Source organism: Streptomyces catenulae (assembly GCF_000718015.1).
In the GTDB taxonomy this organism is placed as follows: Bacteria; Actinomycetota; Actinomycetes; order Streptomycetales; family Streptomycetaceae; genus Streptomyces; species Streptomyces catenulae.
Genome location: NZ_JODY01000010.1, coordinates 59,929 through 84,041 on the forward strand (window position 1 = coordinate 59,929; position 24,113 = coordinate 84,041).

At 73.6% G+C, this 24,113-nt stretch carries 21 protein-coding genes; 13 read left to right on the plus strand and 8 right to left on the minus strand.

Annotated features, from left to right (window positions below; all coding sequences use genetic code 11):
• Positions 1 to 63 precede the first annotated feature (63 nt).
• The 5 genes from IF23_RS0111755 to IF23_RS0111775 all read left to right on the plus strand — a co-directional run bounded on the left by IF23_RS0111755 (position 64) and on the right by IF23_RS0111775 (position 7,858).
• Complete coding sequence (locus tag IF23_RS0111755; RefSeq protein ID WP_425423832.1) at positions 64 to 588, plus strand: (2Fe-2S)-binding protein; 525 nt, start codon at positions 64 to 66, stop codon at positions 586 to 588.
• Positions 588 to 1,343: an SRPBCC family protein gene (locus tag IF23_RS0111760; RefSeq protein WP_030282654.1), complete on the plus strand. Its 756-nt coding sequence runs from the start codon at positions 588 to 590 to the stop codon at positions 1,341 to 1,343. Before IF23_RS0111755 ends, IF23_RS0111760 begins: the two co-directional genes overlap by 1 nt.
• A 139-nt stretch (positions 1,344 to 1,482) precedes the next feature.
• The gene (locus IF23_RS0111765; RefSeq protein ID WP_030282656.1) at positions 1,483 to 1,977 is read left to right on the plus strand and encodes a MarR family winged helix-turn-helix transcriptional regulator; all 495 of its coding nucleotides are present in this window, start codon (positions 1,483 to 1,485) and stop codon (positions 1,975 to 1,977) included.
• Between the two features lie 178 nt (positions 1,978 to 2,155).
• Positions 2,156 to 3,331 carry a L,D-transpeptidase gene (locus IF23_RS0111770; protein ID WP_245654956.1) on the plus strand — a complete coding sequence of 392 codons (1,176 nt, stop codon included), beginning with the start codon at positions 2,156 to 2,158 and terminating at the stop codon, positions 3,329 to 3,331.
• Between the two features lie 165 nt (positions 3,332 to 3,496).
• Complete coding sequence (locus IF23_RS0111775) at positions 3,497 to 7,858, plus strand: bifunctional nitrate reductase/sulfite reductase flavoprotein subunit alpha (RefSeq protein ID WP_030282660.1); 4,362 nt, start codon at positions 3,497 to 3,499, stop codon at positions 7,856 to 7,858.
• Between the two features lie 27 nt (positions 7,859 to 7,885).
• On the opposite strand, the gene IF23_RS0111780 is transcribed toward IF23_RS0111775, so the two are convergent.
• The 3 genes from IF23_RS0111780 to IF23_RS0111790 all read right to left on the minus strand — a co-directional run bounded on the left by IF23_RS0111780 (position 7,886) and on the right by IF23_RS0111790 (position 11,467).
• Positions 7,886 to 8,755, minus strand: coding sequence for a GNAT family N-acetyltransferase (locus IF23_RS0111780; protein WP_030282661.1), 870 nt, complete (start codon positions 8,753 to 8,755; stop codon positions 7,886 to 7,888).
• 95 nt (positions 8,756 to 8,850) lie between these two features.
• Positions 8,851 to 10,302, minus strand: coding sequence for an amino acid permease (locus tag IF23_RS0111785; protein ID WP_030282663.1), 1,452 nt, complete (start codon positions 10,300 to 10,302; stop codon positions 8,851 to 8,853).
• 208 nt (positions 10,303 to 10,510) lie between these two features.
• The gene (locus IF23_RS0111790; RefSeq protein WP_211266150.1) at positions 10,511 to 11,467 is read right to left on the minus strand and encodes a hypothetical protein; all 957 of its coding nucleotides are present in this window, start codon (positions 11,465 to 11,467) and stop codon (positions 10,511 to 10,513) included.
• Positions 11,468 to 12,097: 630 nt separating this feature from the next.
• On the opposite strand from IF23_RS0111790, the gene IF23_RS0111795 reads away from it, so the two are divergent.
• The 6 genes from IF23_RS0111795 (at position 12,098) to IF23_RS0111820 (ending at position 16,856) form a co-directional block, all read left to right on the plus strand.
• Positions 12,098 to 12,277: a hypothetical protein gene (locus tag IF23_RS0111795; RefSeq protein WP_030282666.1), complete on the plus strand. Its 180-nt coding sequence runs from the start codon at positions 12,098 to 12,100 to the stop codon at positions 12,275 to 12,277.
• A 92-nt stretch (positions 12,278 to 12,369) separates the two neighbouring features.
• Positions 12,370 to 13,608, plus strand: coding sequence for a phenylacetate--CoA ligase family protein (locus IF23_RS0111800; protein WP_030282668.1), 1,239 nt, complete (start codon positions 12,370 to 12,372; stop codon positions 13,606 to 13,608).
• Positions 13,609 to 13,631: 23 nt separating this feature from the next.
• The gene (locus IF23_RS0111805; RefSeq protein ID WP_030282669.1) at positions 13,632 to 14,150 is read left to right on the plus strand and encodes a glycine-rich domain-containing protein; all 519 of its coding nucleotides are present in this window, start codon (positions 13,632 to 13,634) and stop codon (positions 14,148 to 14,150) included.
• Between the two features lie 179 nt (positions 14,151 to 14,329).
• The gene (locus tag IF23_RS0111810; RefSeq protein ID WP_157848004.1) at positions 14,330 to 14,683 is read left to right on the plus strand and encodes a hypothetical protein; all 354 of its coding nucleotides are present in this window, start codon (positions 14,330 to 14,332) and stop codon (positions 14,681 to 14,683) included.
• Between the two features lie 86 nt (positions 14,684 to 14,769).
• Positions 14,770 to 15,372, plus strand: a complete 603-nt coding sequence (locus IF23_RS0111815) for a carbonic anhydrase (RefSeq protein WP_030282672.1) — start codon at positions 14,770 to 14,772, stop codon at positions 15,370 to 15,372.
• Between the two features lie 17 nt (positions 15,373 to 15,389).
• Positions 15,390 to 16,856 (plus strand): SulP family inorganic anion transporter, encoded by a 1,467-nt coding sequence (locus tag IF23_RS0111820; RefSeq protein WP_169749995.1) that lies wholly within the window; start codon positions 15,390 to 15,392, stop codon positions 16,854 to 16,856.
• A gap of 65 nt (positions 16,857 to 16,921) precedes the next feature.
• Here IF23_RS0111820 and IF23_RS0111825 read toward each other — a convergent pair whose 3' ends face one another.
• Positions 16,922 to 18,385, minus strand: a complete 1,464-nt coding sequence (locus IF23_RS0111825) for an APC family permease (protein WP_030282675.1) — start codon at positions 18,383 to 18,385, stop codon at positions 16,922 to 16,924.
• Between the two features lie 216 nt (positions 18,386 to 18,601).
• Here IF23_RS0111825 and IF23_RS0111830 point away from each other — a divergent pair, with 216 nt between their 5' ends.
• Positions 18,602 to 19,207 carry a CatB-related O-acetyltransferase gene (locus IF23_RS0111830; protein WP_425423833.1) on the plus strand — a complete coding sequence of 202 codons (606 nt, stop codon included), beginning with the start codon at positions 18,602 to 18,604 and terminating at the stop codon, positions 19,205 to 19,207.
• Between the two features lie 18 nt (positions 19,208 to 19,225).
• On the opposite strand, the gene IF23_RS34390 is transcribed toward IF23_RS0111830, so the two are convergent.
• A complete protein-coding gene (locus tag IF23_RS34390; RefSeq protein ID WP_030282678.1) occupies positions 19,226 to 20,014 on the minus strand; it encodes a hypothetical protein in 789 nt (262 codons plus the stop codon).
• A gap of 201 nt (positions 20,015 to 20,215) precedes the next feature.
• On the opposite strand from IF23_RS34390, the gene IF23_RS0111840 reads away from it, so the two are divergent.
• Positions 20,216 to 20,662, plus strand: a complete 447-nt coding sequence (locus tag IF23_RS0111840) for a nitroreductase family deazaflavin-dependent oxidoreductase (protein ID WP_030282680.1) — start codon at positions 20,216 to 20,218, stop codon at positions 20,660 to 20,662.
• Between the two features lie 10 nt (positions 20,663 to 20,672).
• Here IF23_RS0111840 and IF23_RS0111845 read toward each other — a convergent pair whose 3' ends face one another.
• From IF23_RS0111845 to IF23_RS0111855, 3 genes are all read right to left on the minus strand, one after another.
• Complete coding sequence (locus IF23_RS0111845) at positions 20,673 to 22,628, minus strand: ABC transporter permease (RefSeq protein WP_030282682.1); 1,956 nt, start codon at positions 22,626 to 22,628, stop codon at positions 20,673 to 20,675.
• A 130-nt stretch (positions 22,629 to 22,758) separates the two neighbouring features.
• On the minus strand, positions 22,759 to 23,541 hold the full coding sequence (gene modA / locus IF23_RS0111850; protein WP_030282684.1) for a molybdate ABC transporter substrate-binding protein: 783 nt from the start codon (positions 23,539 to 23,541) through the stop codon (positions 22,759 to 22,761).
• A gap of 83 nt (positions 23,542 to 23,624) precedes the next feature.
• The gene (locus IF23_RS0111855; RefSeq protein ID WP_030282686.1) at positions 23,625 to 24,017 is read right to left on the minus strand and encodes a TOBE domain-containing protein; all 393 of its coding nucleotides are present in this window, start codon (positions 24,015 to 24,017) and stop codon (positions 23,625 to 23,627) included.
• Positions 24,018 to 24,113: the final 96 nt, after the last annotated feature.

Consider the following 24,113-nt stretch of genomic DNA (forward strand, 5'->3'; position numbering starts at 1 on the left):
CCCCGACCCACCGCCGACCCGACCCGGGAGCCCGCCGTGAGCGACCATCCGCCCGATCTGCCGCTGACCGAACCGGCGGACGCCGGGACCGATCCCGCGCTGGAGCGCCAGCTGCTGGTGCTGGACGTCAACGGCGCCGCGCACGAGGTGCTGTGCGAGCCGCGCCGCACCCTGGTGGACGTGCTCCGCCACGATCTGGGGCTGACCGGCACCCACGTCGGCTGTGAGCACGGCGTCTGCGGCGCCTGCACGGTGCTGCTCGACGGCCGCCCGGTACGGGCCTGTCTGCTCTTCGCCGTGCAGGCGGAGGGTGCGGCGGTCCGGACCGTCGAATCGCTCTCCGACGGGCGGGAACTGAGCGATCTGCAACAGGCGTTCGCGGACCACCACGCGCTCCAGTGCGGCTTCTGCACCCCCGGTTTCCTGATGCTGGCGGAGGGCTTCCTCGCCGAGCGGCCGGATGCGGGCCGGACGGAGATCCGCGAGCTGGTGGCGGCGAACCTCTGCCGCTGCACCGGCTACCAACCGATCGTCGACGCGATCCACGGCTGCGCCACGGCCCGGCGCGCCGTCCGGAGGGAGAACTGATGCGGATCGGCAACAGCGTGCCCGTGGCGGCGCCGCCGGAAGCGGTGTTCGCGCTGCTCAACGACGTACGGCGGGTGGCGTCGTGCATGCCGGGCGCGAGCCTGGACGGCCAGGACGGCGATGCCTGGCGGGGCCGGGTGACGGTCCGCGTCGGGCCGGTCGCCGCGGCGTACGGGGGCACCGTGCGGTTCCTGGAGTCGGACGCGGGGCAGGGGCGGCTGCGGCTCCAGGCGCGGGGCGCCGACGCGCACGGCCGGGGCAACGCCGAGGCGGAGGTGGTGCTGACGGTGACCGGCGATCCGGCGGGCTCCCGGCTGGACGTCGCCACCGACCTCGTGATCAGCGGCAAGCTCGCCCAGTTCGGGAAGGGTGCGCTGGACGCCGTCTCACAGCGGCTGCTCCAACGCTTCGCGACCAACCTGGGCGAACTGCTGGCGGCGGAGCGGACGGGGGACGCGGGAGCCACGGAGCCCGCCGGGGCCGATGCGGGCGCCACCGCGACGGGCGGGCCCGCGGCTGCGGCCACGGCCACGGACGGCTCCCCGACCGCCGTGCCGGGTGCCCCTGCGGCCGCGCAGTCCCCCGCCCACCCGGCCGCCGCCGCGCCCGTACCGGGCGTCCCCTCCCCGCTGCCGTCCGGGGCCGCCCGGTACGGCCCGCTGGTCGCCGCCTTCGCCTTCGGGGTCTTCGAGGGCTGGCTGCTGACCCGGTTCGGCCAGCTGCGCCGGGAGGTGGCCGCCACGCGGCGCGGCTGAGCGCGGGGCGGGCTCTCCCCGGAGGGCGCGCCCTGTTCTCCGGGGGACGCGGGGGCGCGCGCCCGGCCCCGCGCGCCCTCCGCCCACCCCGCGCCTCGCACCCCCACGCCGTCCGCGATCACCGTGATTGAGTGGCCCCATGGCTGACGAGACCCCTGCGGGCACCGCACCCGCGCCCGGGCCCGCGATCCCTCCGGCGCTCACCGACGCCCCCGGCTACCAGGTACGCCGACTCCACCAGGCGTACCTCGCGCTGTGGGCGCGCGAGGTCGATCCCACCCTCACCGGGCCGCAGTTCGCGGTGTTGACGGCGGTGCGGGCGGCGCCCGGGCGGGACCAGCGGTCGATGGCGACGGCGGTGGCCCTGGACACCTCGACCATGGCGGACGTCGCCCGCCGTCTGGAGAGCCGGGGCCTGCTCGTCCGCCACACCGCCGCGGCCGACGGCCGCCGCAAGCTGCTCTACCTCACCGAGGAGGGCGAACGGGCGCTGCGCGCGACCCGCGGCCACCTCGATCTGCTCGACGACCGGCTGCTCGCCCCGTACGACACCGAGCGGCGCGCGGAGCTGATACGTCTGCTGACGTCCCTGGCCGATCACTGGGAGGGCCTGATCCAGGATCCGTCCGTGTAATCGGCCTTCAGGACACGGGTGAATTCTCCATCGATACCGAATCGTGTCATTGAGGTGCGATCCGGCGGACAACCACGGAAGCCGACAAACCGTCTCCAGTACTGGCGGAACGTCCGCACGGTGCGCCGTGCCCACGTTCCGCACCTGCCTGTTTGCGCTCTGTGTTCTGGAGGAACCCGTGCTCGCCGCACCACGCCGTCATGCCGTCCGCTGGATACCCGCTCTGCTCGCGGCGGCCCTGGTGACCTCGTGCGGGACGGGCGCGACCGCCTCCCAGGCACAGGAGCAGCCGGCGGCGAAGGTCACCGTCACCCCGGCCACCGGCGGCAAGTCCGCACCGCTCGGCGACCCGATAGCGATACGCACCGAGGGCGGCAAGATCACCTCCGTCGAGGCGAAGGACGACAAGGGCGCCGCGGTGCCCGGCAAACTGGCCTCCGGCGGCACGTCCTGGACCTCCGACGGCAAGGTCCGCCCCGGCACCACGTACACCCTCACCACGCACACCACGTCGGACGGCGGGCGGAAGGCCACCAAGCGGACCGTCTTCACCACCGCCGCGGCCGACCGCGTCAACAAGCTCACCAACACCCCGGTCAACGGCCAGACCGTGGGCACCGGGATGCCGGTCTCGATCCTCTTCGACAACCCGATCGACAAGAGCCGCCGCGCCGGGATCGAGAAGGCTCTCAAGGTCACCACCAGCACCAAGGTCGAGGGCGCCTGGGGCTGGGTCACCGACTGGTCCGGCAAGGACCGCATCGACTGGCGCCCCAAGACGTACTGGCCCGCCGGTACGAAGGTCACCGTCAAGGGCGCGCTGACCGGCGTCCCGTCCGGCAAGGGCGGCTGGTTCGTCCGTGACTACGACTTCGGCTTCACCATCGGCGCCGACCACCGGGCCGTCATCGACGTCCCGTCGCACACCCTGACCATGTACGAGAACGGCAAGGCCGTCGGCACGGTGAAGGGCTCGGCCGGTTCGCCCGAGGCGCCCACCCGCGGCGGCGTGCACACCGTCCGCAGCAAGAACGCCGACGAGACGATGGACTCCTCCACCATCGGCTACGGCGACCAGTGGATGCTGGACGCGAAGTGGGTCACCCACCTCACCGCCTCCGGCACCTTCCTGCACTCCGCGCCGTGGAACAACTCCATCGGCGTGGTCAACAACTCCCACGGCTGCTTCGGCATGACCACCGCGGACGCCAAGCGGGTCTACGACTTCCTGTCGGTCGGCTCCACCGTCGAGGTCCGGGGCACCAGCAACACCGAGCGCACCGGCGTCGGCAACGGTCTGGAGGTCTGGCAGGAGAGCTGGCCGCAGTGGCAGCAGCGCTCCGCCCTCGGCTGAGCCCCGCCCCTCCCCCGCACCCCGGCCCGGCGCCGTCCCTCACGGACGGCGCCGGGCCGCTGTGTACGAGGTGTAACGCCACAAGATCGACCCGTGTGACACAGGAGAAACCTGCGCTCCCTACCGTCGTCGACGTACCGCGTCCGAGCACGGGAGGAGCCGCACATGACCGCACCCGAACCGCAACCGCGACGCCTCCCGCCGGTGCGGACCGTCTGTTCGTACTGCGGGGTGGGGTGCGGCGTCGTCCTCGACGTGGCGGCCGGTCCCGACGGGCGGCGGACGGTCCGCCGGACCTCCGGCGACAAGGCACATCCGGCCAACTCCGGGCGGCTGTGCGCCAAAGGCGCCACCGGCGCCGAGCTGATGGCGGCGCCGGGGCGGCTCACCGGGGCGCTGCGCCGCCCGCGCCGGGGTGAGGCGCCCGAGCCGGTCGCCATGGAGACGGCGGTCGCCGAGACGGCCCGGCGGCTGCGCGCCGTCGCCGAGGCGCACGGCCCGGACGCGGTGGCGCTGTACGTCTCCGGGCAGCTGACGCTGGAGGCGCAGTATCTGGCGAACAAGCTGGCCAAGGGCTTTCTGCGCACCTCGTGGATCGAGTCCAACTCCCGGCTGTGCATGGCGAGCGCGGGCAGCGGCTACAAGCTGTCGCTGGGCGCCGACGGGCCGCCCGGTTCGTACGACGACTTCGCGCACGCGGACGTGTTCCTGGTGATCGGCGCCAACATGGCCGACTGCCATCCGGTGCTCTTCCTGCGGATGATGGAGCGGGTGCGGGCCGGGGCGAAGCTGATCGTCGTCGATCCGCGGCGCACCGCCACCGCCGCCAAGGCCGACCTCTTCCTCCAGATCCGGCCCGGCACCGACCTCGCGCTGCTCAACGGGTTGCTGCACCTGCTGGCCGCGGGCGGGTACACCGACCCCGGTTTCATCACCGAGCACACCGAGGGCTGGGCGGCGATGGAAGGCGTCCTCGCGGACCATCCGCCGGACACCGTCGCCGAGCTGACCGGTCTGGCGGAGGCGGATCTGCGGCGGGCGGCGGAGTGGATCGGCACCGCCGGGGCGTGGCTGAGCTGCTGGACGATGGGGCTCAACCAGTCGACGCACGGCACCTGGAACACCAATGCGCTGATCAATCTGCATCTGGCGACCGGCGCGATCTGCCGCCCCGGCTGCGGCCCGTTCTCGCTGACCGGGCAGGCCAACGCGATGGGCGGCCGGGAGATGGGCTACATGGGCCCGGGGCTGCCCGGTCAGCGGTCGGCGGAGGTGGCGGAGGACCGGGCGTTCACCGAGGAGTTGTGGGGGCTGGCGCCCGGGACGATCCGGTCCGGCAGCGGCGGCCCGGGGACCGTCGAGATGTTCCGGCGGATGGCGCGCGGCGAGATCCGGGCGGCGTGGATCCTGTGCACCAACCCGGTCGCCTCGGTCGCCCACCGCCGCACCGTGATCGAGGGCCTGGAGGCAGCGGAGTTCGTCGTCACCCAGGACGTGTTCGCGACGACCGAGACCCAGGCGTACGCGGATGTGCAGCTGCCCGCGGCGATGTGGGCGGAGACCGAGGGGGTGATGGTCAACTCCGAACGGAACCTCACCCTGATGCAACAGGCCGTCACCCCGCCCGGCGACGCCTGGCCGGACTGGCGGATCATCGCCGCGGTCGCCCGCGCGATGGGGTACGAGGAGGCGTTCACGTACGACAGCGCGGAGGAGGTCTTCGCCGAGCTGTCGCGCGCGTACAACCCGCGGACCGGCTACGACCTGCGCGGGGTGAGCCACCGGCGGCTGCGCCGGGGCCCGGTGCAGTGGCCCAGCGCCGCGCCGGACGGCCCGGACCGCAACCCGGTGCGCTACCTCAACGACGGTACGGCGACGCCGCCCCGGGTGCGGGCGGACGGCAGCCGTCCCCGGCTGTGGTTCCCGACGCCCACCGGGCGGGCCGTCTTCCACGCCCGGCCGTTCCTCCCGGCCGCCGAACTCCCCGACGACAGCTATCCGTTCCTCCTCAACACCGGGCGGCTGCCGCACCAGTGGCACACGCTGACCAAGACCGCGAAGATCGCCCGGCTCGACGCGCTGGACCCGGGCCCGTTCGTGGAGATCCATCCGCGGGACGCGGCGTCCCTGGGCGTGGCGGACGGTGACGCGGTGGAGGTCGCCTCCCGGCGTGGCCGGGCGGTGCTGCCCGCGAAGGTCGACGACCGCGTCCGGCCGGGCGACTGCTTCGCACCGTTCCACTGGAACGACCTGTTCGGCGAGTATCTGAGCGTCAACGCGGTGACCCACGACGCGGTCGACCCGGTGTCGTTCCAGCCCGGGACGAAGGCGTGCGCGGTGGCACTGACGAAGGTGGCGACGGCGGCGGAGGCGGGCCGCGGCGCCGGGCCCGGTGCGGCGCACGGGGCCCGGACCGTCGCGACGGCGCCCGCGCCCCGTGCGGAGGCGGCGGTCGGCGCGGCCCGTGGCGGGACGGCCGACGGGCGGGCGGTGGCGCCCGGTCCGGTGGGCGCCGTGGCCGCCGCCCCCGCGCCGCTCGCCGCGGCGGCGGCCGAGGTCTTCCACACCGGCGGCATCGCGCCACCGGCCCTCGCCGAACCGGAGCGGCGCTATCTCGCCGGGTTCCTCGCCGGGATGGGCGCGGGCGCGCCGGGCGCCCCGGTGCTGCCGGACCGCACCCCGCTCACCCCGGACCACGCCCTGTGGGTCAACGGCTGGCTGGCCGGGGCGTTCTCCCGCACGGAACCGCCCGAGCCGGAGCCCGCGCCCGGGCCCGAGCCGGAGCCGGAGCCGGAGGCCGCGTCCGCCGCCCGGGAGGTGCTGGTGCTGTGGGCCTCGCAGACCGGGAACGCCGAGGAGGCGGCGGCCGAGGCGGCCCGCGGGCTGACCGCGCGCGGGCGCCCGGCGCGGCTGCTGCGGATGGACGACGGCACGCCCGCGGCCCTGCCGTCCGATGCCGTACTGCTCCTGGTGACCAGCACCTTCGGCGACGGCGACGCCCCCGACAACGGCGCCCGCTTCTGGGCCGCGCTCAACGCCCCGGACGCGCCCCGCCTGGACGGCACGCCCTACTCCGTCCTCGCCCTCGGCGACTCCTCCTACGACGACTTCTGCGGCCACGGCCGCCGCCTCGACGACCGCCTGACCGCCCTGGGCGCCCACCGTCTGGTCCCCCGCGCCCAGTGCGACGCGGACGACACGGACCCGGCCCGGGGATGGCTGACGGCGGTGGCGGAGGCGTTGGACACCGAGGAGCGGGCGGACGGGGCCACGGGAACGGAACCTGACGGCGCCGGATCCACGGAGACCGCCCCCGGGGCGGAACCGGCCGTCTCCGCGTCGGAACCAGCCCTCTCCGGACCCGGGCCCCGCTCCGGCACCGCGCCCGCGGCCCCGCGGACCGCGACCCGGCACGCCCCCGCCACCGCCCGGCTCACCGGCAACCGTCTGCTGAGCGGCCCCGGTTCCGGCAAGGAGGTCCGGGCCTTCACCCTCGACACCCGCGAGGCCGAGGTGCCCGTCCCCTACGAGGCGGGGGACGCGCTGGGCGTGCTGCCGCGCCAGCGCCCCGAGGTGGTGGCGGAGTGGCTGGCGGCGACCGGCACCGACCCGGCGGCCCCGGTCGAGGTCACCGGCGTCGGCACCGTCCCCCTCGCCACCGCGCTGACGGACCACCTGGACCCCACCCGGATCACCACCGACCTGCTGCGGCTGGTCGCCGACCGCACCGGGGACCCGCTCCTGACCCGTCTGCTGCGCCCCGAGGCCAAGGCGGAGCGCGCCACATGGGCGTGGGGACGCCAGGCGCTGGACGTGCTCGCCGCGTATCCGGTACGGGCGTCCGCCGCCGAATGGGCCGCCGTCCTGCCCCGCCTGCGGCCCCGGCTGTACTCGATCGCCTCCAGCCCGCTGACGGACCCGCGGCTGATCCGGCTGACGGTCTCCGTCGTCCGTTTCGGCGGCCACCGCGACCGGCCGCGCCACGGGGTCGCCTCGGCGCACCTCGCCGACGCCGGACCCGGCGCGCCGGTGCGGGTGTTCGTCCAGCGCTCCCCGCACTTCCGGCCCCCCGCCGACCCGGCGACACCGCTGGTGATGGTGGGGCCGGGCACCGGCGTCGCGCCGTTCCTCGGCTTCCTCCAGGACCGGCGGGCCCGCGGGCACACCGGCCCCAACTGGCTGTTCTTCGGCGAACGGCACCGCGCGAGCGGCTTCCACCACCGCGCCGAACTGGAAGCCCTCCGCGACGCGGGGACGCTCACCCGGCTGGACACCGCGTTCTCCCGCGACCAGCCGGAGAAGGTCTACGTCCAGGACCGGATCCGGGAGCACGGCGCGCTGCTCTGGTCCTGGCTCCGCGACGGCGCGCACTTCTGCGTCTGCGGGGACGCCTCCCGGATGGCCGGGGACGTCGACCGGGCGCTGCGGGACGTCGCCGTCGCCCACGGCGGTCTCGACGAGGACGGCGCGGCCGCGTACGTCAACCGCCTGGCCGCCGAGCGGCGCTACCTCCGCGACGTCTACTGACGCCCGGCGCCGCCCGGCGACCGGCGGTCAGCCCAGTTCCAGGCTGGTCGTCCCGTGGACCCGCTCCTGCCGGACGGCCGGGGCGGGTCCGGTGTACATCCGGGTGGCGCGGGAGACGGGCGCCAGCCCCCGGGCGAGCGCCAACTCCTGGGTGGCGGGCGCCGTTTCGGGGACGTCGACGACGACCTCGGCCCCGGGCCCGGCGGCTGCGGCGAGCGCGTCGAAGAGGGCCGCGGCGTCCTCGGGGGTGTCGGCGAAGAGCGGGCCGATGCGGTGTCCGCTGCGGGCCGGGCGGATCACGCCGTAGCCGGTGAGGACGCCGTCGCGGAGCAGGACGCGGACGGTGTGGCCGGGCGCGGTCAGCCAGCGGGCGAGGAAGTCACGCCGGTCGGCGGGGAAGCAGGTCCGGTCGTAGGCGAGGACCGCGTCCCGGTGGGCGGCGGTGTACTCCTCGGCGGGCGAGGGCCCGTCGGCCGGTGCGGGGCATCCGGCGTAGCGGACGGATTCGTAGGCGGCGGTGAACCCGGCGCGCTCGTAGGTGGCCTTCTGCGCGGGGACGGCGTCGAGGCCGATGGTGCGGGTCCCGGCGTGCGGGACGGCGGCGCGCCAGGTGGCCAGGCCCAGGCCCTGGCCGCGGTGTGCGGGGTGGACGAGGTAGTAGCCGAGGAAGGCGTAGTCGTCGGAGTAGGTGACGACGGAGACGGCGGAGACGGTGCGGTCGCCGAGGCGGCCGGTGAAGAATCCGGCCGGGTCGGTGGGGTGGAAGCACCCGGTGTCGGCGAGCCCGGGGTTCCACTCCTCGTCGGCCGCCCACTCCTCGACGAGCCGCCACTCCTCCGACGAGGCGGCGGTGACGGCGAGTTGGTGTGCGGGGGCGGAGGTGCCGGAGGTGGGCATCGGGGGCGTCCCTTCGGTCGGAGCCGGTGTGCGGCGGGGGTACGCGACGGCCGTTCGGCACCTCGCGTACCCCCGGGGCGGGTTCGGACGGGGTGTCAGATGAGGTCCATGGCGGCGACCTCGTCGGGGCGACCGTAGCTGACCGGTCCCTGGAAGCGGCGGCGGGCGGTGGCGAACCACCAGACCGTGGCGATGACGAGGACCACCGCGAGGGCGATCGGCGCGTAGTTGAACGATGCCGGGGTGATCGGGTACGCCTGCGGGAGCATGAAGAGCACATTGCTGATCACGATCCAGGCCACCGCGATGAAGGCGACGGGCTTGCCGAACCGGCCGAGGTTCCACGGGCCGGGCTGGAAGTCGTCGAGCCGCAGCCGGAGGAATATCGGCACCCCGTAGGCGAGGAAGAGGCCGACGACATTGACGCTGACGACGGCGGTGAACGCGGTGTGCGACCACCATCCCGGCAGTACCAGCACGAGCGGGCAGGCGGCGGCGAGCCATACCGCCTTGACGGGCGTACGGGTGCGCGCGGAGACCGAATGCCACCAGCGGGAGCCGGGCATCGCGCCGTCCCGGGAGAAGGCGAAGATCTGCCGGGTATTGCTGGTCATGTTGGCGAGCCCGCAGAAGAGCATCGCGCCGATGACGATCAGCAGGAGCAGCTTGGCGGTGGCCGGTCCGAGCGCGTCGATGAGAATCTGCACGGGCGGCGCGTCGGCGCTCGCCGCATGGCCGTAATCCTTGATCGCGTACACCAGTGCGAGCATGAGGATGAGACCCGTGAGCGCGGAGTAGCCGATGGCGCGCATGATCCCGCGCGGCGCGTTGACGGTGGCCTTCACGGTCTCTTCCGACATGTGAAAGCTGCCGTCGAAGCCGGTGAACGTCCAGCTGGTGACCAGCAGTCCGAGCATTCCGCCGTAAATCGCGTGGGTGAAACCGGTGTTGTTGGCGAAATGGGTGACGAACGACGCCGGTTGGTGACTGTCGGGGATGATCATCAGGGCGGCGACGATCACCACCATGCCGATGAGCAGCCACCACACGGAAATACGGTTGAACACCGCGACCAGCCGCACGGTGTACGTGTTGGCCAGCGCCTGGAGCAGCAGGATCACGGCGGTGATGGCGACGGTCTGCTGCGGGGTGGCGACGTAGGACGGCCACTGCATGGAGAGGAACGCCTGGATGAAGGTGGCGGCGGCGAAGTTGGTGGCCGCGGTGCCGCCGACCTGTCCGACGAAGTTGAGCCAGCCGGTGTACCAGGACCAGGCGCCGCGGTGGCGTTTGGCGAGTTTTCCGGCGGAGAAGTAGAGGGCGCCGCTCGTCGGGTAGGCGGAGGCGATTTCCCCCATCGCGGCGCCGACGAACAGCACCATGATCGAGACGCCGATCCAGCCGAACACCAGAACCCGCGGACCGCCCGCGTTCATTCCGAAACCGAAGGAGGAGAAGATCCCGGAAATAATATTGATGATGGTGAAGGAGATCGCGAAGTTGTCGAACGCGCGGAATCTTCTGGTGAGTTTCCGCGGATATCCCATCGCATGCAGCGTGGCATCGTCATCAAACGTCGCGGAATCCACCGAGTGCGGTGTATTCACGCGGGGCGGCGCAATGCGTTCGGACACTACCGTATCCTTTCTGACAGAGCTGATAGGGGGACTTCGGTGGGGGCGAACAGTCGCTCTTTCGGCGCTATCGGTACACGTCGGATCTCACGCAGGTGTCCGCAGAAGAAGGGAAATGCGCTCAGGCGGCTCCGGGGACCGGGAGACCGCAGGAACGCCGAGCCTTCGTCAATTGTTCTTCGGGCGGCCCGAAAGCGCTCCACGGCATTCGGGCCGCATAGGGCCCCATCGCCGTGAAGACCTCGCGCGCCTCGAATTCACGCTTCGCCATGAACAGCGCATGCGCGAGATAGGAGAGGTCGACCACCGGCACGAAGCGGTAGTCGGCCACATGGGGGAACCAGTGGCGGTGGATGCTCAGCGCGGTGCTGGTCCACTGCGGCTGCTCCCAGGTGCGGTCGGCCAGCAGCGCCGTCGGGTTGTACTCGTCGACCAGCGCGACCAGCGGCAGCAGCCGCAGCGGCGAGGACGCCGCGGCGCGCTGTCCGAGGAAGGCGGCGACATCCCAGCTGGCGCTCGCCGAACCGCCGTTGCGGGTGAAGAAGAAGGCGAGGAACCGGTGGTGGGCCTCGCGGTGCCAGGGGTCGATGCGCAGGATGTGGGCGAAGAGGTACCACGGCCCGGTGGGCGCGGTGAGCAGCCCCTGCGGCGCCGGGTCGCGGGGGCGCTGGAAACGCGACAGCGCCAGCTGGCAGACCCACGGCGTGGGGTCGTCGGGCAGCAGTTGGGCGGCGCGCTCCGCCGCCGTCCGCGCGATACGCACCAGGGCTTCGTGCCGCCGGTCGTCGGTATCCGCCATCCGCAATGCCCGGATCATCGCGACCCGCGCCCACATGAGTGCGGCTTCCGGTCCGGGTTCTTCCGCTATCCAGCGTTCCGACAGATCCGAGTCGGCGGCTTCCGATGCCAGCACCAGCGACCTGTGTGCCCGGACCTCGAAATCCCCCCGAGCCTCTTTGAGTACCTCATGTGCGCTGAAGTACCGGCCGGCTCTGACATCCATACACGCCTGCGCCAACTGCCGGTCATCGGCTGCCGGACTCCACACGTACTGCCCTTCGAATGAGCCAGCCGCCATGAGCCCCTCCTGGTCCTGAAGGCGTCATCGTCCCCCCGCTCACATTCCTTACGCGCCGAATTAAGCCGGATCGTTTCCCCCGATCCGGCCGTGGCGGGGCACACCCTACTCATCTACAAGTGAGAGCGAAAATAGTCGCCGGGTATATCGACTTCCGTACCTTTTGCCCCACCCATTCGAGGGGTTATCACGTCACCCTTCGAACCATCGGACCCCCCTTCTTCACCATTCAAGGAAGAAGCGCGTCCACCGATTGGCATATGCACTTCTTTTCGCACTCTTCACATCTGATGAGGTGTCATACCAGGTCGTCACCCTAGTGCAGCGGCGGACGGCGCCGCATGTCGGGCCGCCCGCCGGGCCCGCAGGTCGGGCGGCGCCAACACCCCACGCCCGCCGCCCTGTTGATCTCCGCGCGCCCGCCCCGCCCACGAGGTGGAGTCCGGCACCACCCCTCTCGTCACGGCAAGTGACGGAATTGCGCCAAAGATGGCGCGCGGAGCGACATTCACCCACCCGTCAGATTGCCGTTCGTTGACACTCACTTGGCGATCCTTTTACTTTCGGAGGGTGCGACGGCGCCCCACGCCGTCCGCCCCCACCCCACCCACGAACGCCCTGGAGGCCGACATGGAGCAGCTCATCAAGAAGATGGCGCAGGACGACATCTGGCAGGGCTGGCTGGCCGCCAACTCCGCGGGTGCCGCGGGCCGGAGCGGCTGCGTCAGCGCCACGCCGAAGTCCGGCTGCATCAGCGCCGCCCCCAAGACCGGATGCGTCAGCGCCACCAAGACCGGCTGCATCTCCTGACCATCCCCCACCGCCCCGGGAGGCGACGGCCCGCGCCCGTCGCCTCCCGCCGGGCGCCCGTTTCCGAGCACGAGTGAAGGTACGCAATGGAGTTGGACGGCCAGCCGACGGCCGAGGTCCGCGCGCAGATCAAGGACATCCCGATCTACCGCGACTCGCTGGCGCGGGGGCACTTCCCGCTGCTCGACAAGCCCGAGATCGCCCGCGGCTTCCCCGACAACTGGATGACGCCCGCGCTGGCCACCGCCCTGGAGAACGGCGACGCCGAGTTCGTCCTGTCCACCGGCACGAACCACGCCCGGATGCAGATCATCCGGCCGCCCTACTTCCTGCTCCGCTCCTACTACCAGCTGTGGAGCGAGCACCCGGACATCGCGCACACCTGGCAGGAGGGCTGCCGCCGGGTGTCGCTGACCACCGTCCTCGCCACCGAGCACGTCGCACGGGTCAACGCCGCCAAGCGCGGCACCGCGCCCGACCCCTCCCCCGGCCCCACCGACCGGCGCCTGGACTCCCGTACCTCGTACGTCAATCTCCGGCTCGACCCGGCGCGCTGGGAGCGCGACGAGGTCCTGCGGATGCTCGGGGAGATCGACGCGGCCCGGCAGACGCATCCGCGCGGCTGGTACCACCTCGACTGCTCCGGCTACCACCTGGCGCATCTGCTGCTGAAGATCGGCAGATGGGGCCTGTGGGACGCATTCCCGCCCCCGGCCAGCATCATCCATGCGTACGAGTACACGCCGGTGAACGTCCGCCGTTTCCTGGCGCAGCACTTCGCCTGTCCGGTCATCGACCTCTTCGGCAGCACCGAGCTGGGCTACCTCTACTCCGGCGACCGCCGGGGACGCTACCGCCCGCACCTGGACGGGATGAGCGTCGAGCTGCTGCCCGTCGCCCCGGGCAGCGAGATCTTCCAGCTCATCGTCACCAGCGTCCGCAACCCGTACATGCCGCTGGTGCGTTACCGCTCCGGCGACTGCGTCCGTACCGAGGGCGGTGTCCCGGACCCGGAGCGGATCGTGCGGTTCTGCGGGCGGGAGAAGGAGCTGCTGCCGACCCCGCACGGGCCGGTGGCGCAGGGCGATCTCGACGACCGGATCGGCGCCGCCAGCCCGCGGATCTTCCTGCACCAGCTGCGGACCGGCGGCGACGGTCCGGCCCGGCTCGCGTACACCACGTTCGACGGGGCGCCGCTGACCGGGGCGGAGCACACCGCGCTGGCGGCCGGTGTGCGCGAGCTGACCGGCCGCGACTGCCGCCCCGAACACCACGACCATCTGCCGATCGGCGCCTCCGGCAAGTACGCCTGGCTCGCCACCGGCGCCTGAACCGACCGCCCCACGGGAGAACCATGACCGGCACCGCTCCGCCGCCCGCCGTCCTGACCGCCGACGACCTCACCGCGCTGCTCGGCGCGGAGCTGCACACCGAGGTGGTCGACCACTTCACCCACTCCACCGGCGCCCCGCGCGCGTCCGTCGAGCGGCAGGTGACCGAGTGTCTGCGCTACCTCTATCTCGTCTCGCGCCACCACGACCGGCTCGGCGGACTCTTCCTCCCCGTGGAGCAGGAGATCGACGAGATCTGGCACCACCTGATCCTCCAGACCCGCGAGTACCGCGCCCTGTGCGAGGAGCGGCTGCCCGGCCGGTTCTTCATCGAGCACCGCTCGCTCGCCTACGACGACTACCGGCAGGAGCCCGGGCGCGAGCAGGTGCTGGAGGAGGCGTTGCGCTGGATCCCGCTGTACTGCGCGGCGTTCGGCGCGTTCGACGAGGGGGCGCTGCCGCACTGGACGATCGTGCGCTTCCTCCACCGGCGGCTGGGGATGTCGCTGCCCGAGATCTCCGCGCTGGAACCGGCCGCCTGACCGGCCGGGGCACGGGCGCCCCGGCGACGCCGCCTCGGTGGCGCGCACCCTTCCGCCCGTCCATCCGTTGATCCGTACACCCGACCACGTCCGGCCGCCGCGGGCCGACCGACGACCGAGAGGCGATGATGCGCCGGGACAAGAACACGCCGGGCCGACACCGGCCGGCCGTACGACCGATGACCACGCTCGCCGTGCTCCTCCTCTTCCTGCTGGGCGCCGCCACACCGACCGCCACCGCCGCGGTCACCGCGACGGCGACCGGTACCAGCGCGGCGGCGCCGCCCGCCCTGGGCTCCCCGAGCTACACCAACGGCGAACTCGCCGAACGCGAGACGGAACGCGGCCACGGAGTGCGACGCGGCCCCCGCCACGCCGTTCCGCTGCCGCCCCCGAACGCCCCGGTGGCGCCCGACCGCGCCCCGGCCGTCCGGGTCCCCCCGACGCACGCTCCCGGCGTGGCGCCGCGGACCGACGACGGCAGAGCGCGGCCGTCCTCGCTCTCCGTCCTGCACTGCGTCTTCCGCTGCTGAGCACCACGGACCGACCGCACCACGCGTTGCCGCCGCCCGCGGGCGGCGTTCCACGGCCCACCCTCATCAGCAGGAGCCCTGTCCTCATGGACACCTTCATCCAGCACGCCCGGGGCCACAGTGCCCGTATCGCCGATCTCCAGGAGGAGCGGGAGAGCTACGGACGGCTCGCCGCCGGTCAGTCGCCGCTCGCCCTCTTCATCACCTGCTCCGACTCCCGGGTCATCCCGTCGCTGATCACCGGCGCGCGCCCCGGGGAACTCTTCGAACTGCGCACGGCGGGCAACGCCGTGCCCCTCTACACCCCCGGCCGGGCGGCGAGTTCCGAGGCCGCCACGATCGAGTACGCGATGCGGGTCCTGGAGGTCGCCGACATCGTCGTCTGCGGCCACTCGCACTGCGGCGCGGTCGGCGCGCGGTGCCGCGGGGAGGACCTGACCGCGGCGCCGGACGTCCGCGACTGGCTCCGCCAGGAACTCTCCGACTCGCTGCCGCACGACGCGGAACCGGCCGCGGCCACCGCCGTCCGCCGCCACGTCTGCGAACAGGTCGAACGCCTCCGCGCCTACCCCAGCGTGCGCGAACGGCTGGCGACCGGCTCCGTCGGACTGCACGGCTGGTTCTACGAGGTCCACACCGGCCGGGTCACCGTGCACGACCCGGCGACCGACGCGTTCCTCCCGCTGTGAAGGCGGCTCCTCCCACCATGAATCGACTGATAGTGAACCGACTCCCGTCCCTGCGGGCGGACTTCGCCGCCTCCCTCGTCGTCTTCCTCGTCGCCGTACCGCTCTGTGTGGGCGTCGCGGTGGCCTCCGGCGTCCCCGCCGAACTGGGCCTGGTCACCGGCATCGTCGGCGGTCTGCTCACGGGCCTGCTCCCCGGCAGCAGCCTCCAGGTCTCCGGCCCCGCGGCCGGTCTGACCGTCCTCGTCTACGAAGCGGTGCAGGCGTACGGGCTGGGGGCGCTGGGCGCCCTGGTGCTGGCGGCGGGCGCCCTGCAACTGCTCATGGGGGCGCTGCGGCTGGGGCGGTGGTTCCGGGCGATCTCGGTCGCCGTGGTCCAGGGCATGCTGGCCGGGATCGGGCTGGTGCTGATCGCCGGTCAGCTCTACACCCTCACCGACGCGGAGGCGCCCGGTGACGGGCTCGCCAACCTCGCGGGGCTGCCCCGGCTGGTCTGGGAGACGGCCCAGGGCGGCGGCGCCGCCACCGCCTTCGCGGTCGGCGCGGGCACCGTCGCGGTGCTGGTGCTGTGGCCGCGGTGGAAGCGGGCGGCGCGGCTGCTCCCGGCGCCGCTGGCCGCCGTACTGCTCGCCACCGCCACGGTGTTCGTCCTGGACCTGCCGGTGGCGCGGGTCGAGGTCAGCGGGTTGCTGGCGGCGGTGCAGCCGCCCGGGCTCGCCGACATCGGGCGGCTGACCGAGCCGCTGGTGCTGGGCACGGTCCTGTCGTTCGCGCTGATCGCCTCGGCGGAGTCGCTGTTCAGCGCGGCGGCGGTGGACCGGCTGCACGACGGCCCGAAGACCGACTACGACAAGGAGCTGATGGCGCAGGGCGCGGGCAACGCGGTGTGCGGGGTGCTGGGCGCGCTGCCGATGACCGCGGTGATCGTCCGCAGCGCCGCCAATGTGCAGGCGGGCGCGCGGACGAAGGCGTCGCGGGTGCTGCACGGGGTGTGGATCCTGCTGTTCGCGGCGGCGTTCCCGGCGGCGCTGGGCGTCGTACCGGTCGCGGCGCTGGCGGGGGTGCTGGTGCACGCCGGGTGGAAGCTGCTGCCGCTGCGGGAGCTGCCGCAGCTGTGGCGCGAACACCGCGGTGAGGCGGTGGTGTTGCTGGTGACGGCGGTCGCGATCGTCACGGTCAACATGTTCGAGGGCGTGCTGATCGGGCTGCTGCTGGCCGTCGCCAAGACCGCGTGGGACACCTCGCAGGTGCAGCTGGAGATCACGGTGCCGGACGGGGACGCGCCGATCCGGGTGCGGGCCGTGGGCAATGCGACGTTCCTGCGGCTGCCGAAGCTGCTGGACCAGCTCGCCGAGCTGCCCCCGGGCCGCGAGGTCGAGCTGGATCTGAGCGCCCTGCGCCATCTCGACCACGCCTGTGCGACCGCGCTGCACAGCTGGTCGGAGCAGCGCCGCCGGGTCCGCCCGGAGCCGGTCCTGGCGTCCTGACGGCGCGGTGACCGCCGGTGCCCCGGCCCCTCCCCGCGGAGGGTCCGGGGCACCGGCGTGTCCGATCAGTCGCGGTCACCGTCGACGGTGGTGAGCCGGGCGTACGCGGCCCGGTCACGGCGGCGGATGCGCAGTGCCCGGGCGATCCCGAGGGCGCCGACGACGGGCAGCGGGGCGAGCAGGGCGGCGTTGACGCCGGGCGGGGCGCCGGTGAGCAGGGTGAAGTTGCGGCAGACCAGGACGGTGAGCGCGGTCAGTCCGGCGCACGCCGTCAGCGGCGCGGCCACCACCCGCCACCGGGGCAGCCGGCGCCGGTCGGTCCGGAAGAAGCCGAACACCGCCGCCGCGGCGAGCGCCTGGAGCACCATCACGCCGACGATGCCGGTGCCGCTGGTCCACAGGAACGTCACCGTGTACGGATCGGCGCCCGCCGCGGCGGTGACCACGACGGTGACCAGCGCGCAGGCGGACTGGGCGAGGACGGCGACGCCCGGCGCGCGGGTGCGGGCGGAGACGGTGCCCAGGCGGCGGGGCAGCAGCCCCTCGCGGCCGAGGGCGTAGCCGTAGCGGGTGGCGGCGTTGTGGAAGGCGAGGGTGGCGGCGAAGGCGCTGGTGACCAGGAGGAGGCGCATGGTGTCGGCGGCCCAGGCGCCGACGAAGCGGGTGGCAGCGGTGAAGAACAGGTCGGTGCCGCCGGGCCCGCGCGCGAGGTCCTGGACCCGGTCGGCCCCGTAGGCGCTGATGATCAGCCAGGTGGTGAGGGTGTAGAAGAGCGCGAGGAAGGCGACGGCGAGGCAGGTGGCGCGGGGGACGGCGCGGGCCGCGTCGCGGGTCTCCTCGGCGTAGAGGGCGGTCGCCTCGAAGCCGACGAACGCGCCGATCGCGAGGACGAACATGCCGCCGACGCCGGGGGCGGCGAGGCGGTCGGGGGTGAGGACGGTGAGGTCCGGTCCGGCCGGTCCGCCGCCGTGCGCCAGGATCCCGGTCTCCAGGACGAGGAGGACCAGCACCTCCAGGACGAGGGCGGCGCCGAGCACCTTCGCGCTGAGGGTGACCCGGAGGTAGCCGAGGACGCCGATGGCGACGAGCCCGCCGAGCGCCCAGAGCCACCAGGCGACGCGGACCCCGGTGAGGTCCGCGAACGCCCCCGCCGTGAAGTGCCCGAACGCGGCGAGCAGCCCCACCTCCAGGGCGTTGTAGGCGAGCAGTGCGACATAGGCGGCACCGGCGCCGATCGGGCGGCCCAGCCCGCGGCCGATGTAGGCGGAGAAGGCCCCGGCGTTGCGGACGTGGCGGCTCATCGCGGTGAATCCGGCGGCGAAGACGATGAGGAGCAGTCCGGCGACGAGGTAGCCGAGGGGGACGGCCGGACCGGCCATGCCGATGGCGACGGGGGCGGCGCCCGCCATGACGGTGAGCGGCGCGGCCGCGGCGACGACGAAGAAGACGAGGTCGCCCGTGCCGATGGCGCCGCGTTCGAGGGTGGGGGCGGCCGCCGGGTCGGGGGCGGCGGTGTGCTGCGCGAGCATGTGCGGTCCTCAGGGCGTCGTCGGACGGCGTGCGGGGTGACCGTACGGGTGCGGCGGCGCCGCGCGGTAGAGCGTAGGGCACGGCAACGGCCGTACGCCCGCGGGAAATCGGAGGTGCCGGGCGGCCCGGTGGGTGATCATGGAGCGCCGTCCGCCGCCTGCCGCCGAGGAGCCGCCGCCGTGCCCGTACCGCCCGATCCGACGACCCGCCACCCGATGCCCGGACAGCCGCGGGTGGTGCTGCTGAAACCGCTGGTGACGTCCCCGCTGATCGAGGTCGGGGAGTTCACGTACTACGACGACCCCGAGGACGCGACGGCGTTCGAGACGCGCAATGTGCTGTACCACTACGGGCCGGAGAAGCTGGTCATCGGGAAGTTCTGCGCGCTCGGCACCGGTGTGCGGTTCCTGATGAACGGCGCCAACCACCGGATGGACGGCCCCTCGACGTTCCCGTTCCCGACGATGGGCGGCGCCTGGGCCGACCACTTCGATCTGCTGACCGGGCTGCCAAACCGGGGCGACACCGTCGTCGGGCACGACGTCTGGTGCGGCCACGGTGCGACGGTGCTGCCCGGCGTCCGGATCGGCCACGGTGCGATCATCGGCGCCGGTGCGGTCGTCACCTCCGACGTCCCCGACTACGGCATCGTCGGCGGCAACCCGGCGCGCCTCCTCCGCACCCGCTACAGCGACGCGGACATCGCCCGGCTGCTGGCCGTCGCCTGGTGGGACTGGCCCACCGAGCACCTCACCGCGCATGTCCGGACGCTGATGTCGGGCAGCATCGAGGAGGTGGAGGCGGCGGCGCCGCGGGGGTGACGGTGCCCCGCGGGGGGGCTAACTCTTCTCCCAGATCACCGTGTCGAAGACGACGCCGCCGTCGCCCACGTCGTTCCAGAACTTGGTGACCTTGAGTCGGCCGATGCGGTGGTCGTTGGTCTGCAGGCAGAGGACCTTGCCGGTCTTGAGGGGGAGTTCGGTGGTGCCCGAACCGCCCACGATCCCGGCGCACTGCGCTGCCGTGGGGAGCCCGGTGCCGCTCCATTCGGCGATGATCGCGTCGTTGTCGGCCTTCAGGACGCCGTTCATGTCGTGCCAGAACCAGAGGTCCGCCGCCGGGTCGTTCTGGTCGACCCGGGTCGGCTGCTTCGTGTCCAGGTCCTTCTTGCCCATGTCGGAACCGTCGAGTCGCAGCTCCCCCTGCCACCGCACGGTGCCCGGCGCGGGCGGGGTGGGGCTCTCGCTCGGCGGCGGCGTGGTCGGCGCGGCGGTGGGAGCGGCGGTGGTGGTCGGGCCCGGGGTCGGGCCGTCGTCGGTGCGGTGCCCACCGCCGGAGGGGATGAGGTTCGTCAGCACCACCGTGAGGACCACCGCGCCGACGACCGCACCGGCCACGGCCAGGACGGTGCGCGGGCCGCGGCCGCCGCCCGGCGGCGCCGGTGGCGAGGTGGGCCGGGGCGGGGCACCGTAGTAGTGGTGGTGATGACTGTTGTTGTGGATCGTCTGGTCGCGGCCCGCCTGGTTGTTGATCCCCTGATCGCGTGCCGAGGCGCCCTGGTGGACGCCGGGTTTGCCGGGCTCCCCCGCTCCGGCCGACCGCCCGTTCCCCGTCTGCTCGTTGACCACTGCCGCTCGCTCCCCCGTACCCCGTCGGCTCCGTCACGCCGAGGCTACCGTCCGGGATCGGGGCGGCGGGGCCCGGTCCTGGTCCGGCGGCGCGACACGACCGCCCGGTTGGGGAGTGAATCGCGGGGCTCCGGTGTTGAGTGGGACGGGCCGCCGTGCGGCGGCGGACGTTGGCTGTGACGACGAGGACGAGGAGCCCCGATGCCTCTTGAGGGCGAGTACGAGCCGAGCCCGACGCCCTGGGTGCGCGAGCAGGTGGAGTTGATCGAGAGTTCCGGTGGGCAGCAGGGCACGATGCTGCGCGGGATGCCGGTGGTGGTGCTGACCACCCGGGGTGCGAAGAGCGGCAAGCTGCGCAAGTCCCCGGTGATGCGGGTGGAGCACAACGGCCGGTACGCGGCGGTGGCGTCGCTCGGCGGGGCGCCCCGGCACCCGGTCTGGTACCACAATCTGGTGGCCGACCCGCGGCTGGAGCTGCAGGACGGCCCGGTGCGGCAGGACATGACGGCGCGTGAGGTGCACGGCGCCGAGAAGGCCGAGTGGTGGGCGCGGGCCGTGGACGCGTTCCCGGACTACGCCGAGTACCAGAAGAAGACCGACCGGACGATCCCGGTCTTCGTACTGGAGGCGGCCGAGCGCCCGCACTGACCGGACGGCGTCACAGGGCGACGAGGGAGATCTCCGTCGCCTTGACGCTGGTCCACACCGCGACGCCGTCGGCCAACTCCAGGTCGGCGGCGGCCTGCGGGGTGACCTCCGCGACGAGGTCGGGGGTGCGGGGCGAGGCGATCTGGATGCGCAGCCGGGATCCGGCGGCGGTGATCTCGCGTACGGTGCCGGGCCAGACGTTGCGGGGGCTGCCGCCGGGCCGTTCGCGGTGGACGGAGACCGCCTCGGGCGCGAGGATCGCGAGCGCCGCGGCGCCCTCGGGCAGCGGATCGGCGGCGATGACATGGCCGCCGCCGTCCAGGGCGAGGCCGTCGGCGGTGGCGGTGCCCGGCCAGGCGTTGCGGCCCAGCATCCGGGCGACCCACGGGGAGCGCGGGCTGCGGGTGACCTCGGCGGGCGGTGCGTCCTGGAGGGCCCGTCCGGCGTCCAGGACCAGCACCCGGTCGGCGAGCGACACCGCCTCCACCGGGTCATGGGTGACGATCAGACAGACGCCGCCGAAGCCCGCGAGATGGCGGCGCAGGGTGTGGCGGACGTGGGCGCGGGTGGTCTGGTCGAGGGCGGCGAGCGGTTCGTCGAGGAGCAGCAGCCGGGGGCGGGCCGCCAGCGCCCGGGCCAGGGCGACGCGTTGGGCCTGGCCGCCGGAGAGCTGGCCGGGGCGGCGGTGGGCGAGCGCGCCGACGCCGAGCCGGTCCAGCCACTCCTGGGCCGCGCGGCGGGCCGCCCCGCGCGGCACACCGTGGGCGCGCAGTCCGTACGCGGTGTTGCTCAGGGCGCTCAGATGCGGGAAGAGCGCGCCGTCCTGGGGGACCCAGGCGACGCCGCGGCGGTGCGGGGGCAGCGCGGAGGCGTCGAGGTCGCCGAGGCGCAGGGCGGCGTGGGCGCGCGGGGTGAGGCCGAGCAGCGCCCGTAGCAGGGTGGTCTTCCCGGCGCCGTTGGGGCCGACGACGGCGAGGGTGGTGCCGGGGGCGGCGTCCAGGGTGAGGGTGGTGAAGCCGGTGACGTCGGCGTGGAGGGCGTGGCGGTCCTCGGGGGCGGCGGCGCCGTGGTCGGGGTCCGGGGGCGGACCGCCGTCGGTGGCGGTGGCGCCCGGCCGGTCGTCGGCGGCGGCGCGGCGGGGAGTGCGGCGGGCCGGGGTTCCGGCCCAGCGGCCGCGCAGGGCCACCAGGACGGCCATGGCGATGGCGAGGAGCAGCAGGGAGACCGAGGTGGCGGCCTCCGGGGAGTCCTGGAGCAGCAGATAGACCTGGAGCGGCAGCGTCTGGGTGGTGCCGGGCAGGTTGCCGGCGAAGGTGATGGTGGCGCCGAATTCGCCGAGCGCCCGGGCCCAGGTCAGGGCGGCGCCCGCGGCGAGGCCCGGCGCGATCATCGGGAGGGTGACGGTGAGGAAGACGCGTACCGGTGAGGCGCCGAGGGAGGCAGCGGTCTCCTCGTAGGCGGGGCGGAGTCCGGCGAGGGCGCCTTCGAGGCTGATGACCAGGAACGGCATGGCGACGAAGGTGGCGGCGACGACGGCGCCGGAGGTGTGGAACGGCAGGGTGAGCCCGAAGGTGCTCTCCAGCCAGGGGCCGAGGACGCCGCGGCGGCCGAAGCCGAGGAGCAGCGCGACGCCGCCGACGGTCGGCGGCAGCACCATCGGCAGCAGTACGAGCGACCGCACCAGCGCCTTCCCGGGGAAGGAGACGCGTGCCAGCAGCCAGGCGAGCGGCACCCCGAGCAGCAGGGAGAGGCCCAGCGCCCAGAAGGAGACCAGGAGCGAGAGCCGCAGCGCCTCGGTGACGCCGGGGCTGGTGAGGTGGGTGCCCAGTTCGCCCCAGGAGGTGCGGGCGAGGATGCCGATCAACGGCATCGCCAGGAACGCCACGGCTAGCAGCGCGGGCACCGCGAGGGCCACGGGCGTACGGGTTCCGGGCCGCCGGGACCGCGGGGGGCGGCGGGGGGTCATCGCGGCTCCTGTGCTGGGGCGGGTGCGGGGTGCGGTGACGGGGGTGCCCGGTCGGCCCCGCCCGTCACCGTGCCACGGAACCGCCGCGCCGCGGGCCGGGACCTGCCGTGGTCCCGGCCCGTGGCGGCGGTCAGGGCTGCTGGAATCCGGCCTTGCGGAGGATCTGCTGGGCCTCGGGGGTGGCGAGCCACTTCACGAACGCGGCGGCGTCGGCGGTGTGCTGCGAGGACTTGAGGGTGGCGGCGGGGTAGTCGGCGACGGCGTTCTGCGCGTCGGGCAGGGCGATGGCCTCGACCTTGCCGGGGGCGGTGGCCGCGTCCGTCTTGTAGACGATCCCGGCGTCCGCCTCGCCGAGTTCGACCTTGCTGAGCACCGCGCGGACGTTGGGCTCCTGGGAGACCGGCTGCACCGCGAGGTGCTGCTTGTCGAGGACCTGCTTGCTGTACCGCCCGACGGGTACCTCGGCGGCGGCGAGCACCACCTTCACCCCGGAGCCGGTGAGGTCCTTCAGGTCGTGGATCTTCTTCGGGTTGCCCTTGCCGACGGCGATGACCAGGCGGTTCTTGGCGATGACGGTCGGCTTGCCGGTGTCGGCGCGGAGCCCGTCCATCGTCTTGGTGTCGGCGGTGACCAGGGCGTCGGCGGGCGCGCCCTGGCGGACCTGGGCGGCCAGCTCCTGCGAACCGGCGAAGGAGAAGTGCACCGTGGTGCCGGGGTGCGCGTGCTCGTAGGCGGCGCCCGCGCTCTTGAAGACATCGGTGAGGGAGGCGGCGGCGAGGACCGTCAGTTCGGTCTTGGCGGCGCCGTCCTTCGTGTCCTTCGCCTTGTCGTTGCCGCAGGCGGCGAGCGGGACGAGCAGGGCGGCGGTCACGAGTGCGGTGGCGGCGCGGCGGCGGGTCACGGCGGACGGCATGGCGGGCTCCTCGGGATGCGGGGCGGTACGGGACGCCCCGGGCGGGACGGCGGCGCGGCGGCGCCGCCGGGTGCGGGCGGGGCTCAGGCGCGGTCGATGTGCACGCTGGTGGCCTTGACCCGGGCGGTGGCCTCCGAGCCGACCTCCAGGCCGAGTTCCTCGACGGCTTCGCGGGTGAGCAGGGAGACGAGGCGGTGCGGTCCGGCCTGGATCTCCACCTGGGCCGCCACATCGCCGAGGGTGACGGCGGTGACGATGCCGGGGAAGGCGTTGCGGGCCGAGGTGTAGGACCCCTCCTCGCCGGTGTCGCCGCGGCCGTTCTCGACGGCGAAGGCGGCGAGGTCACGGCCGTCGATCATCCGGCGGCCGCTCTCGTCGCGGTGGGTGGCGATCCGCCCGGCGTCGGCCCAGCGGCGTGCGGTGTCCGGGCTGACGCCCAGCAGCCGCGCCGCGCGGCCGATGGTGTAGGACTGCATATGCGGAAAGATATGCGGGATTCTCCCGCATCTGCAATCCCTTCGGGTGATCGACCAGGGCAGATGCGAGGTGTTGGGAGGTTCCTCCGGCGGTTT